Raw genomic sequence first — 14,417 nt, forward strand, 5'->3', positions numbered from 1 at the left:
TTGTGACGAGCGGCACATGCGTTATATGTTTGGCCGCATGAGCGTCGAGCATCCGAATCCCGAGAGCACCCCCGCCACCGAGAGCATCACCGGCGAGAACACGCGCGCGCTCGAGGGCGGGATCGTGACCGACCTCACGGGCAAGATGACCTACGGGTCGTACCTCGCCCTCGACCAGCTGCTCACGGCGCAGCACCCGGTGAGCAGCCCCGAGCACCACGACGAGATGCTGTTCATCATCCAGCACCAGACCACCGAGCTGTGGCTCAAGCAGTTGCTGCACGAGCTCTCGTCGGCGCGCGAGCTGCTCGCCCGCGACGACCTGCGCGAAGCCCTCAAGCGCATCGCCCGAGTGAAGCGCATCCAAGATGTCATGACCCAGCAGTGGGCGGTGCTCGCCACCCTCACGCCCACCGAGTACGCGCAATTCCGCGGGGCGCTGGGCAACTCCTCGGGCTTCCAGTCGGTGCAGTACCGCGCGGTGGAGTTCGCCCTCGGTAACAAGAACGAGAAGATGCTCGGCGTCTTCCGCGACCACCCGGCGAACCTCGCACTGCTCACCGCCGAGTGGGAGAAGCCCACCCTCTACGACGAGTTCCTGCGCTTCGCCGCGCGCCGCGGACTGCCGATCCCGGCCGACATCCTCGACCGCGACGTGCGCCAGCCCTACCGGATGACCCCCGACCTCGTTCCCGCGATCCGCGAGATCTACCAGGACCCGAGCCGCTACTGGGACCTCTACGAGGCGTGCGAAGACCTCGTCGATCTCGAGGACAACTTCCAGTTCTGGCGCTTCCGCCACCTCAAGACCGTGGCCCGAACGATCGGCATGAAGGTCGGCACCGGCGGGTCGAGCGGCGTCGGATTCCTGCAGCGCGCGCTCGATCTCACCTTCTTCCCCGAGCTGTACGCCGTGCGTACGGAGATCGGCGGCTGATGTTCTCCGCGACCTTCTTCGACGGCGAGGGATGGCGCGAGGGCGTGGTCGACACGGTCGGCGATCGGATGCTCGTGCGCGACGACCTCGCCACCACCGGGCTGCCCCGGCTCGACGGCGTCGTCACCGGCGGGTTCACCGACCACCACGTGCACCTGCAGCTCGTCGAGACCGCGGGCCTGTCGGGGTCGCTCCTGGGTCGGGTCGTCGACCTCGGGGCGAATGTGACGGACATCGCACGGCTCGGCGCCGGGATCGCCCCCGTCCGGCTCGAGTACGCCGGCGCCTTCCTCACCGCCCCGGGCGGCTACCCCTCCGACCGCGCATGGGCGCCCGCGGGATCGGTGCGCGAGATCATCGACGCGGCTCAGGCCGCCGAGGCGGTCGCCGAGATGGCGGATGCCGGGGCGTACTGCGTCAAGGTGGCCAGCAACACGGCCGCAGGTCCCGTGTTCGGCGACGAGCTCGTCCGCACGATCGTCGATCTCGCGGCGGCCCGCGGCCTCCCGGTCACCGCCCATGCCGAGGGTCCGGGCGAGGCGCAGCGGATCGCCCGCCTCGGCGTCGCGCGCCTCGCGCATGCGCCGTTCACCGAGGTGCTCGACGACGACGAGATCGCCGCGCAGGCGGCATCCGTCGCGTGGATCTCGACCCTCGCCATCCACGAGGACGCGGCCCGCGTCACGGCGATCGACAACGTCCGCCGCTTCCACGCGGCCGGAGGTGCGGTGCTCTACGGCACCGATATGGGCAACGGTCCGACGCCGGTCGATCTCAATCCCGCCGAAGTGAACGCGCTGCGCGACGCCGGGCTCGACGACGCGGCCCTCCTCCGGGCACTCGCTCCCGTCGACGCCCGCGGCGCCGAGAGCCTCCTCTTCTTCCCCGGTGCATCACCCGCGACCGCCGACCTCCTGCACGCCCGCCGACTCTCCCCCACCGACCTGAAGGTGTGACATGACCGAACTCCGCGACTCCGAGCCCCGCGACTCCGCCCTCATCGACAGCGCACTTCTCGACAGCGCACTTCTCGACAGCGCTCGCGCCCTCGACGCCGCCGACCCGCTCCGGGCCCACCTCGACGCCTTCGCCGATGCCCCGGGCGTCGATGCCTACCTCGACGGCAACTCGCTCGGCCGCCCCCTGCGCGACATCCCGGAGCGCCTCGCGGCCTTCGCGCGCGAGGACTGGGGCACGCGCCTCATCCGTTCGTGGGACGAGCAGTGGATGGCACTGCCCATGGAGCTCGGCGACCGCATCGGTCGCGTGGCCCTCGGCGCAGCATCCGGGCAGACCGTCGTCGCCGACTCGACCAGCGTGCTCATCTACAAGCTCATGCGCGCGGCGTCCGCCGCCGACCCCGCCCGCACCGAGCTCGTGATCGAGAAGGGCAACTTCCCCACCGACCGCTTCCTCGCCGAGGGCGTGGCCGCCGAGACCGGGATGACGCTGCGCTGGATCGAGCCCGACCCCGTGCTCGGGGTGAGCGTCGCCGACGTCGCGGCCGTGGTGTCGGAGCGCACCGCGCTCGTCTCGCTCAGTCACGTCGACTACCGCTCCGGCGCGCTGGCCGACATGCCCGCGATCACGGATGCCGTGCACGCCTCGGGCGCGCTCATGATGTGGGACCTGTGCCACTCGGCCGGCGTCGTGCCGATGCAGCTCGACGCCTGGGGTGTCGACATGGCGGTCGGCTGCACCTACAAGTACCTGAACGGCGGTCCCGGGTCCCCCGCGTTCGCCTACCTCAACCGCGCCCACCAGGGCACGCTGCGCCAGCCGATCCAGGGATGGTGGAGCGCCGCCGACATCTTCGCGATGGGCCCCGAGTACGTGCCGGCCGGTGACATCCGCCAGCTGCTCAGCGGCACCCCGCCGGTCACCTCGATGCTCGCGATGCAGGGAATGCTCGACCTGATCGAGGAGTCCGGGATCGACGCCGTGCGCACCAAGTCCCGCTCGCTCACCGATCTCGCCGTGCGGGCGTTCGACGAGGTGCTCGCGCCGCTGGACGTGCGGCTGCTCAGCCCGCGCGACGCCGACCTGCGCGGTGGCCACGTGACGATCGGCCACCCCGACTTCCGCGAGGTCACGAAGAAGCTCTGGTCCGAGGGCATCATCCCCGACTTCCGGTTCCCCGACGGCATCCGCCTGGGTCTGTCGCCGCTGAGCACCTCGCACGTCGAGACCGTGACGGGCGTACTCGCGGTGCGCGACGCCCTGCGCGCATGACGACGACGGCCGAGGGCGCGACGGGGACGACGGTGGTGGCAGCCGTCGTCGACGACATCGATGCGCGTCCCGGCAGCACCGCCTCGCTGCTGCGCACGGTCGTCGGGTTGTTCCTGCGGCCGCTCGGCTGGATCTCGACCGCCGATCTCGTCACGCTCGCCGGCGATCTCGGCATCGAGCCCGCGCAGGCCCGCACGGGCATCACGCGCCTCAAGCAGAAGGGCCTGCTGCTGCCCGAGCGGCGCGACGCGGTCGGCTACCGGCTGAACCCGGCGGCCCTGGCGATGCTGCAGCGCGGCGATCGGCGCATCTTCGCGATGCGGCAGATGACGGACGCCGACCCCTGGTGCCTCGTGTCGTTCTCGATCCCCGAGACCGAGCGGGCGGTGCGGCATCAGCTGCGGCGTCGCCTGCACTGGATCGGCGCGGGGGTCGTGTCGTCGGCCCTGTGGATCTGCCCCGGGCACCTGCAGGACGAGGTTCGGCAGATCGTCGACGAGGTCGGGGCGCGGAAGTGGGTCACGCTCTTCCCCGCCGGGATGCCGGTCGGGTCGGGCACCCCGGCTGAGGCCGCCGCGCGCTGGTGGGATCTCGAGGCTCTCGCCACGGAGCACCGCCGGTTCCAGGAGTCGCTCACGACGCTGCCCGCCGAGCCGTTCGCCGCGTACGTGCACCTGCTCGATCGCTGGCGCACCCTCCCCTACCTCGACCCGGGCCTGCCGCCGTCGATGCTGCCCGACGACTGGCCCGGCACCCGCAGCTTCGCCGAGTTCGCGTGGTTGTCGGAGACGCTCGAAGGCCCGGCCACCGCGCACGTGCGCGCGGTGGCCGGGGGCTGACGAGCGTCTCCTCAGCCGTCGAGGCCTGCGAGGAAGGCGCGCACGTGCTCGCCGAGCTTCACGATGCGCAGGTCGCGCGCGAGCTCGCGGTCGAACCCCTCGTAGGCGAGCGGGGGAAGCCGGCGCACATTGGCGGAGCATCCGAAGTTCGCGCACACGAGGGTGCCGACCGTATCGCCCTTGCGACCGGCCGGACCGGTCTTGCGCGCGGTGAACAGCTGCACGTCGTTGCGGAGCGTGACGTCTTCGCACCAGGAGCACTGGGCGCGCGCGATCACGCGCTGCTCGGCCTGCTGCAGCAGGGCGCCGGTGAACCCGTCGCCGGACTCGGCGATCACGTAGGCGCGACGGGGCGCCTTGGGGTCGACCCAGCCGAGATAGTCGAGGCGGTCGAAGTCGATGTCGGCGAAGCCCGCGGGCAGGTTCAGGTCGGAGACCTCTTTGCGAGAGGCATTGCGGAAGGAGGCGCGGATGGCGCGCTCGTCGATGGGACGCATGGGAACGGATGCTTTCGTCTGGTGCTCGCCACAGGAGGGCGAGTCGAGGAAGGGAGTGTGAGGGAACGATGAAGCACCGGAGACGGCATCCGCCTCCGGCTGGTCGTCAGCCTCTGCCAGCGGCGCTGTGCGCGCCTGCGGCTCCTGCCTGCGCCACCCGGGCGCTCCTCGAGAACATCACCCGGCGAGCCTACACCCGGCTCGCCGGCCCGGGGCCGGGCGGGGCCGGACCGGGGCGGAACGCCGAAGGCCCGCCCCGTACGTGACGGGACGGGCCTGCGAACGCGCGCGGGTCAGGCCGTGAGCGTGGGGATCTCGTAGCGGCGCGGGGTGCCGAAGCGGTGCGCCGAGACCGACACGGCCTGCTCGCGCAGGAACGTCAGCATCTCGATGCGACCGGCGGTGACGACCGGCTGACCGTACACGGCGACGGCCGGGGAGCCGCCGGTGCGGGCCGCGGTGTCGGCCGTGCTGCCGCCGACGAGGCGGATGCGTCCACCGGTCTGCGCCAGGCGCGCGGCGCGAGCGGTCCACACGGTGTCGTTCTCGACGGCGATCGAGACGCCGGCGGCGCGCAGCCAGGAGGCGACGGATGCCGGAAGGTCGGCCGCCGTGCTCACCATGAGCGCGGCTCCGGTGCGCAGGCCCGCCGCGAGGACGCGAATCGCGTGCACCGGGGTCGCGCGCTCGATGCGCACAGTGACGGGCACGGCGTCGTAGCGCAGGGCGTTCTGCTCGGTCTCGAGGCCGGTCGCGTCGACGACGGCGCCGAACTCCGCGGCCCAGGCGGCCACGTCGGTCGAGAGCGCACCCGCGAGCCAGGCGGCATCGTCCGCCGAGGCGCCGCCGGCCGCGACGAGCGCCGCCTTCGACAGGGCGTCGGTGGGGGCATCCGCCGTGACGGGAGCATCCACCCAGTCGGACAGGCCGATCAGGTAGCTCGGGCCACCCGCCTTGGTTCCGGCGCCGACGGCGGCCTTCTTCCAGCCGCCGAACGGCTGGCGCTGCACGATCGCACCCGTGGTGCCGCGGTTGACGTAGAGGTTTCCGGCCTGCACGGTGGCGAGCCACTGGGCGACCTCGTCCTCGTCGAGCGAGTGCAGGCCCGAGGTGAGGCCGTAGTCGATCGCGTTGACCATCGCGGTCGCCTCGTCGAGCGTCTTCGCCGTCATGATGCCGAGCACCGGACCGAAGTACTCGGTGAGGTGGAACGGGCTGCCGGCGGCGACACCCGAACGGATGCCGGGGCGCCAGTACTGCCCCTCGTCGTCGAGCTTCTGCGGCTTGAGAACCCAGTTCTCGCCGGGCTCGAGGGTCGTGAGGGCGTGGAGCAGCTTGCCCTCGGCCGGTCCGATGAGCGGCCCGATGCGGCTGGAGCCGTCGCTGGGCGCGCCGACCTTGTACGAGCCGACCGCGTCGACGAGCTGACGGCGGAACCGCTCGCTGTCGGCGACCGTACCCACGAGGATCACGAGCGAGGCGGCCGAGCACTTCTGGCCCGCGTGGCCGAACGCCGAGTAGGCGACGTCCTTCGCGGCGAGATCGAGGTCGGCGCTGGGCGTGACGATGATCGCGTTCTTGCCACTGGTCTCGGCGAGCAGGGGCAGGTCGGGGCGGAAGCTGCGGAACAGCTCCGCCGTCTCGTAGCCACCGGTGAGGATCACGCGCTCGACGGCCGGGTGGCTGACGAGCTGCGTGCCGAGCTCGCGCCCGTCGAGCTGCACGTACTGCAGCACCTCGCGGGGGACGCCCGCCTCCCACAGCGCCTCGATCATGACGGCACCCGAGCGGCGCGCCTGGCGGGCGGGCTTGATGATCACCGGGGAGCCGGCGGCGAGGGCCGCGAGCGTGGAGCCGGCAGGGATCGCGACCGGGAAGTTCCACGGCGGGGTGACGACCGTCAGGCCGACCGGGCGGTGCTCCGCACCCGGGATCCGCTCGGCGCGCTTGGCGCTCTCGGCGTAGTAGTGCGCGAAGTCGATCGCCTCGGAGACCTCGGGGTCGCCCTGCTCGAGCACCTTCCCGGCCTCCGAACCCATGACCTCGAGCAGGTCGGCGCGACGGGCTTCGAGCACGTCACCGGCGCGGTGCAGGATCTCGGCGCGACCGGCGGCGCCGAGCGCGCGCCAGGCCTCGCCGGCCGCGGTCGCTTCGGCGATCACCGCGTCGAGGGCCGCGGCATCCGACAGCGTGTGGGTGCGGACCGTCTCGTCGCCGAGCGTCGACGACTCCATGCGCGAGCGGATGCCGTCGCCCCACGCGCGGTTCGCGGCGAGGCTCGGGTCGGTGTCAGGGGTGTTCTCGAAACCGTCGCGCGGGGCGGGCTCGGCGGGCTGCGTGCGGTCCTGCACACGGTTCGACGCGGGGACCTCGATGGGCATCGACGCGATCGACGCGAGGAAGCGGTCGCGCTCGCGGGCGAACAGGGCGGGCTGCTCGTCGAGGTCGAACACGGCCGACATGAAGTTGTCGGTCGACGCGCCCTCTTCGAGGCGTCGGATCAGGTACGCGATCGCGACGTCGAACTCGGCCGGGTGCACGACCGGCGTGTAGAGGAGGAGCGAGCCGACCGTGCGGCGCACGACGGTGGCCTGGGCGGATGCCATGCCCAGCAGCATCTCGAACTCGATCCCGTCGGTGGCGCCGCGCTGGTTCGCGAGCAGCCAGGCGAGGGCGATGTCGAAGAGGTTGTGCCCGGCGATGCCGATGCGCACGTTGCCGATGCGGTCGGGGTGCAGGGCGTAGTCGAGCACGGCCTTGTACGAGGCATCCGATGCCTCCTTGCTGTGCCAGGTCGCGAGCGGCCAGTCGTGCGACTCGGCGTCGACGCGCTCCATGGGCAGGTTCGCGCCCTTGACGACGCGCACCTTGATCGGTGCGCCGCCGTCGGCCGTGCGGGTGGCGGACCACTCCTGCAGGCGGATCATCGCGCCCAGAGCGTCGGGCAGGTAGGCCTGGAGGACGATGCCGGCCTCGAGCGAGCGGAACTCCTCGCGCTCGAGGAGCGTCGTGAAGACCGCGATCGTGAGGTCGAGGTCCTTGAACTCCTCCATGTCGAGATTGATGAACTTCCCGCGCTTCACCGCGATGCGGTAGAGCGGCGCGAGGGCGTCGACGGCGTGCGCGACGGCGTCGTCGAAGGCCCACGGGCTGTGCGGGGCGACGGTCGAGGAGACCTTGATCGAGACGTAGTCGACGTCACTGCGCTCGAGCAGGCGGCGGGTGCCGTCGAGGCGGCGCGCGGCCTCCTCTTCGCCGAGGATCGCCTCGCCGAGCAGGTTGACGTTGAGGTGCACACCGTCGGTCGACTTGATGCGCGTGATGGCCTTGCCGAGCTTGGCGTCGGTGGCGTCGACGATGAGGTGGCGCACCATGCCGCGGAGCACCTTGCGGCTGATCGGCACGACGATGCCGGGGAACGCGGGGGCGAGCGCACCGCCGAGCTTGATGAGACCGCGCAGGGCGCCGGGGAGGAACGCCGGGGTGAGCGGCACGAGGTCGCGCAGGTTGGATGCTGCGACCTTCAGATCTTCGGGGCGCACGACGCCGTCGACGAACCCGACCGTGAAGTCGAGGCCGTTCGGGTCGCTCAGCACGCCGGCGAGGCGCTTGGCGGCGGTGTCGGCGGGCACCTCGCGGCTCTCGACGAGCCAGCGCTGCACGAGCGCGACGGCGTCGTCGGCGAGGGCGGCGATCTCGGCGTTGCCGGTCGCGTTGCCGGTCGGGGCGGGGGAAGTCTGCGTCATCGGGGTCCTCGGGGCTCTCGTGCGGGGGCGCGCGTGCGTCGAGTCTCAGTGTGGGGCGCAGCATCCGTTATGAAAAGCGAACGTTTACGATGGGTACTGTTCGAGGTTTTCGATGCTTTCGGGAGGTCTCCGTGTTCGAGCTGCGCCGCCTGCGCCTGCTGCACGAACTGCACCTGCGCGGCACGATCGCCGACGTCGCCGCGGCACTGTCGTTCAGCCCCTCGACGATCTCGCAGCAGCTCGCGCAACTCGAGCGCGAGGCCGGGGTCGCACTGCTCGAGCCGGACGGTCGGCGCGTGCGCCTGACCGCCCGGGGGCGCCTGCTGGCCGCGCATGCGGCCCGCGCGCTCGAGCTCGACGAGGCGGCGCGTGCCGAGCTGTCGGAGGAGGCCCCCGCGCAGGTGCGCATCGCCGTCATGCCCACGGCCGCGGAGGCGCTCGTTCCGACGGCACTGACGCTGCTCGCCGAGCGGATGCCGGGACTGCGGCTCGAGATGGTCGAGCTGCCGCCCGAGATCGCGCTCTTCGAGCTGCAGGCCCGCGCGTTCGATCTGGTCGTCGCCGAGCAGTACCCCGGACACACGCGCGAGATCGCGGACGGGATCGACCGCACGCTGCTGGGCGTCGACCCGATCCGTCTCGCCGTGCCGCGCGGGGATGGTGCCCGCGGGCTGGACGACCTGCGCGACCGCGCCTGGGCGCTCGAGCCGCAGGGCGCGGCGGTGCGGCGGTGGGCCGTGCAGCAGTGCCGGGCCTCGGGGTTCGAGCCCGACGTGCGCTTCGAGGCGACGGATCTCGTGTCCCATGCGCGGCTCGTGGCCGCCGGGCACGCGGTCGCGATGCTGCCCGACCTCGTCTGGACGGGCGGGCGGGCGACCGTTCGGCTGCTCGAGCTGCCGGGATCGCCCGTGCGCGAGATCTTCGCCGCCACCCGGTCTTCGTCGCGCGACGATGCGGCGGTCACGGCGGTGCGCGAGGCGCTGGCCGACGCGCTGGCCGCGCACGATCCGCGCTGAGCCTGTCGGCGGGGCCGGGCGGGGTGGCGGCTCCGGCATCCCCTGGCGCGGATGCCGCGCACCGGACTACCGTGGCCCGCATGGCGACCTTCGCGCTCATCCACGGCGGCGGATCGACGGGCTGGGACTGGCACCTGGTCGCGCCGCACCTCGAAGGCGCCGGGCACGCGGCCGTGGCGGTCGACCTGCCGACCGAGCGAGCGGATGCCGAGCTCTCCGACTACGTGCGCACGGTGACGGATGCCGTCGGCATCCGCGATCACGTCATCGTCGTGGGCCACTCGCTCGGCGGCTTCACGGCGCCGCTGGCGGCCGAGGCTCTCGACGCGTCCGGTCTCGTGTTCTTCTCGGCGATGATCCCGCAGCCCGGAGAGACCTTCATGGAGTGGTGGACGAACACGGGCCACGACCGCGAGAGCATCGACGACGACCCCGAGGTCTCGTTCTACAACGGCGTGCCGGCCGATCTCGCTGCGGAGGCGAAGCGACGCGAGCGCGACCAGCAGGGGGCGTGGCTCTCGAAGCCGTGGGCCGGGGGTCGTCTGCCGGACATCCCCACGATCGGGATCGTGTGCACCGACGACAAGTTCTTCCCCGCGCCGTTCATGCGTCGAGTCATCCGCGAGCGGTTGGGGGCGGACGCCGTCGAGGTGCCCGGTGGACACTACGCGGCCCTCACGCATCCGGCCGAGGTCGCCGCAGCGCTCGACCGGTTCGCTGCGGGCCTGCGCTGAGCACTCGCCCTGCGCGCCCGATCGGCGAGAGGATACGAGCATGCGCCTCGCCGACTTCCTCCCGCCGTCATCGCCGGCTGCCACCGCCGCCCTCGACATCGCGACCCGGTACCACTCGCCCTCGCTGCTCCACCACGTCATCCGCTCGTGGCTCTGGGCCGAGGCCTTCGCCGCCGTCGAGGGGCGCACCGACATCGACCATGAGTTGCTCTACGTCTCGGCGCTGTTGCACGACATCGGCATCGTGCCCGCGTTCGACAACGTGTCGCTGTCGTACGAAGAGGCCGGTGGGCACGTCGCCGTGGCGCTGACCGCCGGGGCGGGCTGGACGGCCGAGCGGAGCGGTCGTGCGCTCGACGTGATCATCCGGCACAACTGGCCGTCGGTCGATCCCGCGTTCGACAGCGAGGGATATCTGCTCGAGATCGCAACCGGTCTGGACATCTCGGGAGCTCGGCCCGACGCCCTGCCGGCGGCGTTCGTACAGGAGGTGCTCGATGCCTACCCGCGCCTGGACCTCGCCGCGGAGTTCGGCGCGGGCGTCGTCGATCAGGCCGGGCGCAAGCCGCACACCGCCGCACTGCGGCTCGTCGAGGGCGGCGTGGTCGACAAGCTGCGGAACAACCCGCTGGAACGGGGTGCCCTCGAGTCGTGAGACACCACGTCGCGGCGATGGTGACCGATCCCGCCCTCGACCGATGTCGGTCGCCCCGGGGAGGATGAGGGGGTACCCGAGATGCTCCCTCCCCCGCCCGACCGCGCGCCCGACGTCGACGACGACTTCGCCGACGGCCCCGACCCCGATCTCTGGGTGACGAGCTACCTCGCGCACTGGACCACGCCGGAGCGCGCGGAGGCACGATACGAGACCGGCCCCGGCGGTCTCGCGCTTCGGATCGACGCCGACCAGCTCGATTGGCGACCCGAGGACGCCCCGCTGCGGGTGTCGAACCTGCAGACCGGATCGTTCAGCGGCCCCGTCGGATCGACCCGCGGCACGCACCGGCACCGCCCCGACGGACTCACCGTGCGCACCGCCGTCCCGACCCGCCTGTCATGGGCGCCCCGACGCGGACGCGTCGACATCACGGTGAGCGCGAGCGACGACCCGGGATGCATGCTCGCGGCGTGGCTCGTCGGCACCGAACACGAGTCCGAGCGCGACCGCGGTGAGATCTGCCTCTTCGAGATCGATGCGCGTGCAGGTGCGGACGGGTGGACCGCGCGCACCGGCGTCAAGACGCACGGCGATGAGCGGCTGACGACCGACATGGGGGAGGTCGCCCTCGAACATGACGCCCGCACCCCGCACACGTGGACGGCGATCTGGGGCGACGGCGAGACGATCGTCGGCTGCGATGGCGCCGTGGTGTTCCGCGCGGCGCAGAGCCCCGAGCATCCGATGTTCCTGATGATCGACCTGTTCGAGATCGGGGAGCCGGGCGGCGAGTACCCGAAGACCGCGCGGGTTCATGCGGTGCGGGGATGGGGTATCGCCTGATTCCCGAGCGGACGCGGTAGGCTAACCGACCACACAGTCTGTTAGGAGACCAGGATGACCCGCCCGGCCATCGCCGCTTTCGGCGACGCGCACGAGTTCCTCGCCCACCTTCGACCCGCGGCCGCCGGCGATGCCGACGCCAATCCGCGGCTGCTCGTCGGCGCGCTGATCGTGGATCCTGATGCGGATGCCGAGGCGACGCGCCGCGCGCACGACGCATGGTGGGACGACGCCCTGCGCGCCCTGCGCCTCAGCGGCGTGCGGGCGATCGCGATCGTCGTCGACGCGTCGTCGGCGAAGACGTTCCGCGCCCGCCGCCGCTCGCTGCGTCTGACCTCGTCGTTCGTGAAGGAGCTCGACGTCTTCGCCGGCATCCACCTCGGCCGCGATGTCACCACCTTCGGCATCACGATCAGTCGTGATGCCGACCGCACCATCGTCGCCGAGCGGCTCCACGAACTCGCCGAGCGCTCGATCGTGGTCGGAGACCAGATGGTCGTGCGATCGAAGAACCTCCGCGCGCAAAGCATCCGCGAACTGATGTCGGAGGCGCTGCTCTGATCGCCCGTCGGCTCTCCCGGCCCGCCACTCGCCACGCCGTAAACTACGAGGCATGATGGCGACCTCCGATCCCGACCCGGGCACTCGCCAGACGCGCAACGCCGAACGTACGCGCCACGCCATCCTGACCGCCGCCGCCGAGGCCATGGCGCACAAAGGCACGGCCCTGTCGATCGCCGAGGTCGCGGCATCCGCCGGCGTCTCGAAGAGCGGCCTTCTGCACCATTTCGGCAGCCGCGACCAGTTGCTCATCGCGGTCGTCGACGACGCGAACGAACGATTCCGCGCGGCGGTGATGACCCACCTCGACCTGTCGGAGAACCACCCGGGCAAGGTGCTGCGCGCGTACGTGCGGGCGCTGTGCGGCGGTAGCGAGGAGACGGCGCAGTTCTTCGCCTCGGCGCCGATGTGGAACGGGGTACTGGAGATTCCCGGCATCGCCGACGTCATCGCTGCCGACGCGGAGTGGTGGGCGACGCAACTGTCCTCCGACGGGATGGATGCCGATCGCATCATGGTCGTGCGCCGCGCCGCCGAGGGTATCGCCGCCGCGGCCGCCTTCGGCGAGGAGACACCCGAGCGCGTGCTCGCCGGACGCGACATCCTGCTCGGGATGTGCTCGGCCGACCAGGACTGAGCCTCCGCACAGAGCCCTGCGCGGCATCCGTTCGGCATCCGTCCCTCGGCGTCCGCCGACGGATGCTCCCCCTCGGCGCGCCCCGCCGCCCCACCATCACGGGCGATTTCCCAGCTAACCGACCATATAGTCTGTAAAGAAGATCATACGGACTGTCTGGAGAAGATCGTGGTGAATGCAGCGCCCCCGCGGGCGACGACGCGGAGCTGGTTCGGCCTGGGAGTGCTCGTGCTCCCCCTGCTGCTGATCGGGATCGATGCGACCGTGCTGATCCTGGCGCTGCCGCAGATCTCCGCGGATCTGCGGCCGAGCGGAGCCGAGCAGCTGTGGATGATCGACATCTACTCGCTCATGCTCGCGGGCCTGCTCGTGACGATGACCTCGATCGGCGAACGCTTCGGCCGCCGCCGCGTGCTCCTCATCGGTGCCGTGTTCTTCACGATCGCCTCGGTCATGGGCGCGCTGTCGACCACGCCACTCGTGCTCATCCTGTCGCGCGCCGTGCTCGGTATCGCCGGAGCGACGATCATGCCGTCGACGCTCTCGCTCATCCGCAACATGTTCCTCGACCGCGAGCAGCGGCGTTTCGCGATGGCGGTCTGGGGAGCGATGGCATCCGTCGGCGCCGCCGCCGGCCCCATCGTCGGCGGCTGGATCATCGAGCACTTCTCCTGGCAGGCCGCCTTCCTCATGAACATCCCGATCATGCTGCTCCTGCTCGTGCTCGGCCCGTTCGTGCTGCCCGAGAGCAAGAACCCCGATCTGCGCCGCATAGACCTACTCAGCGTCGGCGTCTCGCTCGTCTCGATGCTCGCCCTCGTCTACGGCATCAAGTCGGTCGCGGGCGGCAAGGACGTTCCGCTCGGGATCGCCGCCCTCCTCCTGGCCGCGGTCGGATTCTGGATCTTCGTGCGACGGCAGCTCGCGCTCCCGACGCCGCTGATCGACGTGCGCCTCTTCCGACGGCGGCACTTCCGCGGAGCCGTGGTCGGCGATCTGCTGTCGATCTTCGCACTGGTCGGTGCGCTCGTCGCCCTCACCCAGTACATGCAGCTGGTGCTCGGCCTCGGCCCGCTCGAGTCGGCGCTCTGGCTGCTGCCCCAGGCGGCGATCGCCGCGGTCGCGGCCTTCATCGCGGCGGCGCTCGTCAAGCGCATCGCCCCCGTCGTGGTCGTGAGCATCGGCCTCGGCGTCGCGACGACCGGATTCCTCGTGCTGCTCTCGCTCACCCCGCACTCGCATCCCGCTGTCGTCGCCGCTGCTCTCTGCCTGATCTCACTCGGCGCCGGCGTGGGGATGACCCTCACGAATGACATCATCATGAGCTCGGTTCCGCCCGAGCGGGCGGGCCAGGCGGCCGCGACTTCGGAGACGGCCTACGAGCTGGGCACCACGCTGGGGACGGCCGTGCTCGGGAGCGTGCTGGTGGCCTGGTACGCGAATGCCGTCGCCGGAGCACGCGAACTCGCGAACGTCCCCGCCGACCTGCTCAGCCGCGCCGAGTCCACGATCGCCGAGGCGACGCTGGTCGCCCGGGAGATCGGCGGCGCCACCGGCGAGCTGCTGCTGTCGACGGCGCAGGCCGCGTTCACCGAGGGCATCGTGATCACGGGCGCCGTCGGCGCCGGGATCATGGGACTCGCGGTCGCCTGGGCCGCGTGGACGCTGCGCGGAGCATCCGCCACCAAAGACCTGAGCGTCGAGCACGACCACTGAC

13 protein-coding genes are annotated in these 14,417 nt (G+C 71.5%); 11 read left to right on the top strand and 2 right to left on the bottom strand.

Features of this window, described 5'->3' with window-relative positions; translation table 11 throughout:
• Positions 1-37: 37 nt before the first annotated feature.
• Genes ACFY9N_RS13630 through ACFY9N_RS13645 form a run of 4 tightly spaced genes read left to right on the top strand, consistent with a single transcriptional unit; the run spans position 38 to position 4,008 of the window.
• Positions 38-937, top strand: coding sequence for a tryptophan 2,3-dioxygenase (locus ACFY9N_RS13630; RefSeq protein WP_391479266.1), 900 nt, complete (start codon positions 38-40; stop codon positions 935-937).
• Entirely contained in the window at positions 937-1,893 is a 957-nt protein-coding gene (locus tag ACFY9N_RS13635; protein WP_391479267.1) for an amidohydrolase family protein, read from the top strand. Before ACFY9N_RS13630 ends, ACFY9N_RS13635 begins: the two co-directional genes overlap by 1 nt.
• 1 nt (position 1,894) lies before the next feature.
• Positions 1,895-3,169 carry a kynureninase gene (locus ACFY9N_RS13640; RefSeq protein WP_391479268.1) on the top strand — a complete coding sequence of 425 codons (1,275 nt, stop codon included), beginning with the start codon at positions 1,895-1,897 and terminating at the stop codon, positions 3,167-3,169.
• Positions 3,166-4,008, top strand: a complete 843-nt coding sequence (locus ACFY9N_RS13645) for a PaaX family transcriptional regulator C-terminal domain-containing protein (RefSeq protein WP_391479270.1) — start codon at positions 3,166-3,168, stop codon at positions 4,006-4,008. The genes ACFY9N_RS13640 and ACFY9N_RS13645 overlap by 4 nt, the downstream gene beginning before the upstream one ends.
• An 11-nt stretch (positions 4,009-4,019) precedes the next feature.
• Here ACFY9N_RS13645 and ACFY9N_RS13650 read toward each other — a convergent pair whose 3' ends face one another.
• Positions 4,020-4,505, bottom strand: coding sequence for an FBP domain-containing protein (locus tag ACFY9N_RS13650; RefSeq protein WP_391479271.1), 486 nt, complete (start codon positions 4,503-4,505; stop codon positions 4,020-4,022).
• A gap of 293 nt (positions 4,506-4,798) precedes the next feature.
• Positions 4,799-8,251 carry a bifunctional proline dehydrogenase/L-glutamate gamma-semialdehyde dehydrogenase gene (locus tag ACFY9N_RS13655; RefSeq protein ID WP_391479272.1) on the bottom strand — a complete coding sequence of 1,151 codons (3,453 nt, stop codon included), beginning with the start codon at positions 8,249-8,251 and terminating at the stop codon, positions 4,799-4,801.
• Positions 8,252-8,382: 131 nt separating this feature from the next.
• Between ACFY9N_RS13655 and ACFY9N_RS13660 the strand changes: the two genes are divergently transcribed.
• The 7 genes from ACFY9N_RS13660 (at position 8,383) to ACFY9N_RS13690 (ending at position 14,416) form a co-directional block, all read left to right on the top strand.
• Positions 8,383-9,267: a LysR family transcriptional regulator gene (locus ACFY9N_RS13660; protein WP_391479273.1), complete on the top strand. Its 885-nt coding sequence runs from the start codon at positions 8,383-8,385 to the stop codon at positions 9,265-9,267.
• A gap of 80 nt (positions 9,268-9,347) precedes the next feature.
• Complete coding sequence (locus ACFY9N_RS13665; protein ID WP_391479275.1) at positions 9,348-10,001, top strand: alpha/beta fold hydrolase; 654 nt, start codon at positions 9,348-9,350, stop codon at positions 9,999-10,001.
• A gap of 40 nt (positions 10,002-10,041) precedes the next feature.
• Positions 10,042-10,656 carry an HD domain-containing protein gene (locus ACFY9N_RS13670; RefSeq protein WP_391479276.1) on the top strand — a complete coding sequence of 205 codons (615 nt, stop codon included), beginning with the start codon at positions 10,042-10,044 and terminating at the stop codon, positions 10,654-10,656.
• Between the two features lie 81 nt (positions 10,657-10,737).
• Positions 10,738-11,502 (top strand): hypothetical protein, encoded by a 765-nt coding sequence (locus ACFY9N_RS13675; protein WP_391479277.1) that lies wholly within the window; start codon positions 10,738-10,740, stop codon positions 11,500-11,502.
• Between the two features lie 54 nt (positions 11,503-11,556).
• Positions 11,557-12,063, top strand: coding sequence for a hypothetical protein (locus ACFY9N_RS13680; RefSeq protein ID WP_391479279.1), 507 nt, complete (start codon positions 11,557-11,559; stop codon positions 12,061-12,063).
• A gap of 52 nt (positions 12,064-12,115) precedes the next feature.
• Entirely contained in the window at positions 12,116-12,700 is a 585-nt protein-coding gene (locus ACFY9N_RS13685; protein ID WP_391479280.1) for a TetR/AcrR family transcriptional regulator, read from the top strand.
• Between the two features lie 171 nt (positions 12,701-12,871).
• Positions 12,872-14,416: an MFS transporter gene (locus tag ACFY9N_RS13690; protein ID WP_391479281.1), complete on the top strand. Its 1,545-nt coding sequence runs from the start codon at positions 12,872-12,874 to the stop codon at positions 14,414-14,416.
• Position 14,417: the final 1 nt, after the last annotated feature.

Origin of the sequence: Microbacterium sp. NPDC008134 (assembly GCF_042957055.1) — a bacterium.
Taxonomy (GTDB): Bacteria; Actinomycetota; Actinomycetes; order Actinomycetales; family Microbacteriaceae; genus Microbacterium.

Bases quoted from the DNA above. Each gene is read 5' to 3' on its own strand.
- ACFY9N_RS13630 (WP_391479266.1), top strand. From the start codon at position 38: ATGAGCGTCGAGCATCCGAATCCCGAGAGCACCCCCGCCACCGAGAGC.
- ACFY9N_RS13635 (WP_391479267.1), top strand. From the start codon at position 937: ATGTTCTCCGCGACCTTCTTCGACGGCGAGGGATGGCGCGAGGGCGTG.
- ACFY9N_RS13640 (WP_391479268.1), top strand. From the start codon at position 1,895: ATGACCGAACTCCGCGACTCCGAGCCCCGCGACTCCGCCCTCATCGAC.
- ACFY9N_RS13645 (WP_391479270.1), top strand. From the start codon at position 3,166: ATGACGACGACGGCCGAGGGCGCGACGGGGACGACGGTGGTGGCAGCC.
- ACFY9N_RS13650 (WP_391479271.1), bottom strand. From the start codon at position 4,505: ATGCGTCCCATCGACGAGCGCGCCATCCGCGCCTCCTTCCGCAATGCC.
- ACFY9N_RS13655 (WP_391479272.1), bottom strand. From the start codon at position 8,251: ATGACGCAGACTTCCCCCGCCCCGACCGGCAACGCGACCGGCAACGCC.
- ACFY9N_RS13665 (WP_391479275.1), top strand. From the start codon at position 9,348: ATGGCGACCTTCGCGCTCATCCACGGCGGCGGATCGACGGGCTGGGAC.
- ACFY9N_RS13670 (WP_391479276.1), top strand. From the start codon at position 10,042: ATGCGCCTCGCCGACTTCCTCCCGCCGTCATCGCCGGCTGCCACCGCC.
- ACFY9N_RS13675 (WP_391479277.1), top strand. From the start codon at position 10,738: ATGCTCCCTCCCCCGCCCGACCGCGCGCCCGACGTCGACGACGACTTC.
- ACFY9N_RS13680 (WP_391479279.1), top strand. From the start codon at position 11,557: ATGACCCGCCCGGCCATCGCCGCTTTCGGCGACGCGCACGAGTTCCTC.
- ACFY9N_RS13685 (WP_391479280.1), top strand. From the start codon at position 12,116: ATGATGGCGACCTCCGATCCCGACCCGGGCACTCGCCAGACGCGCAAC.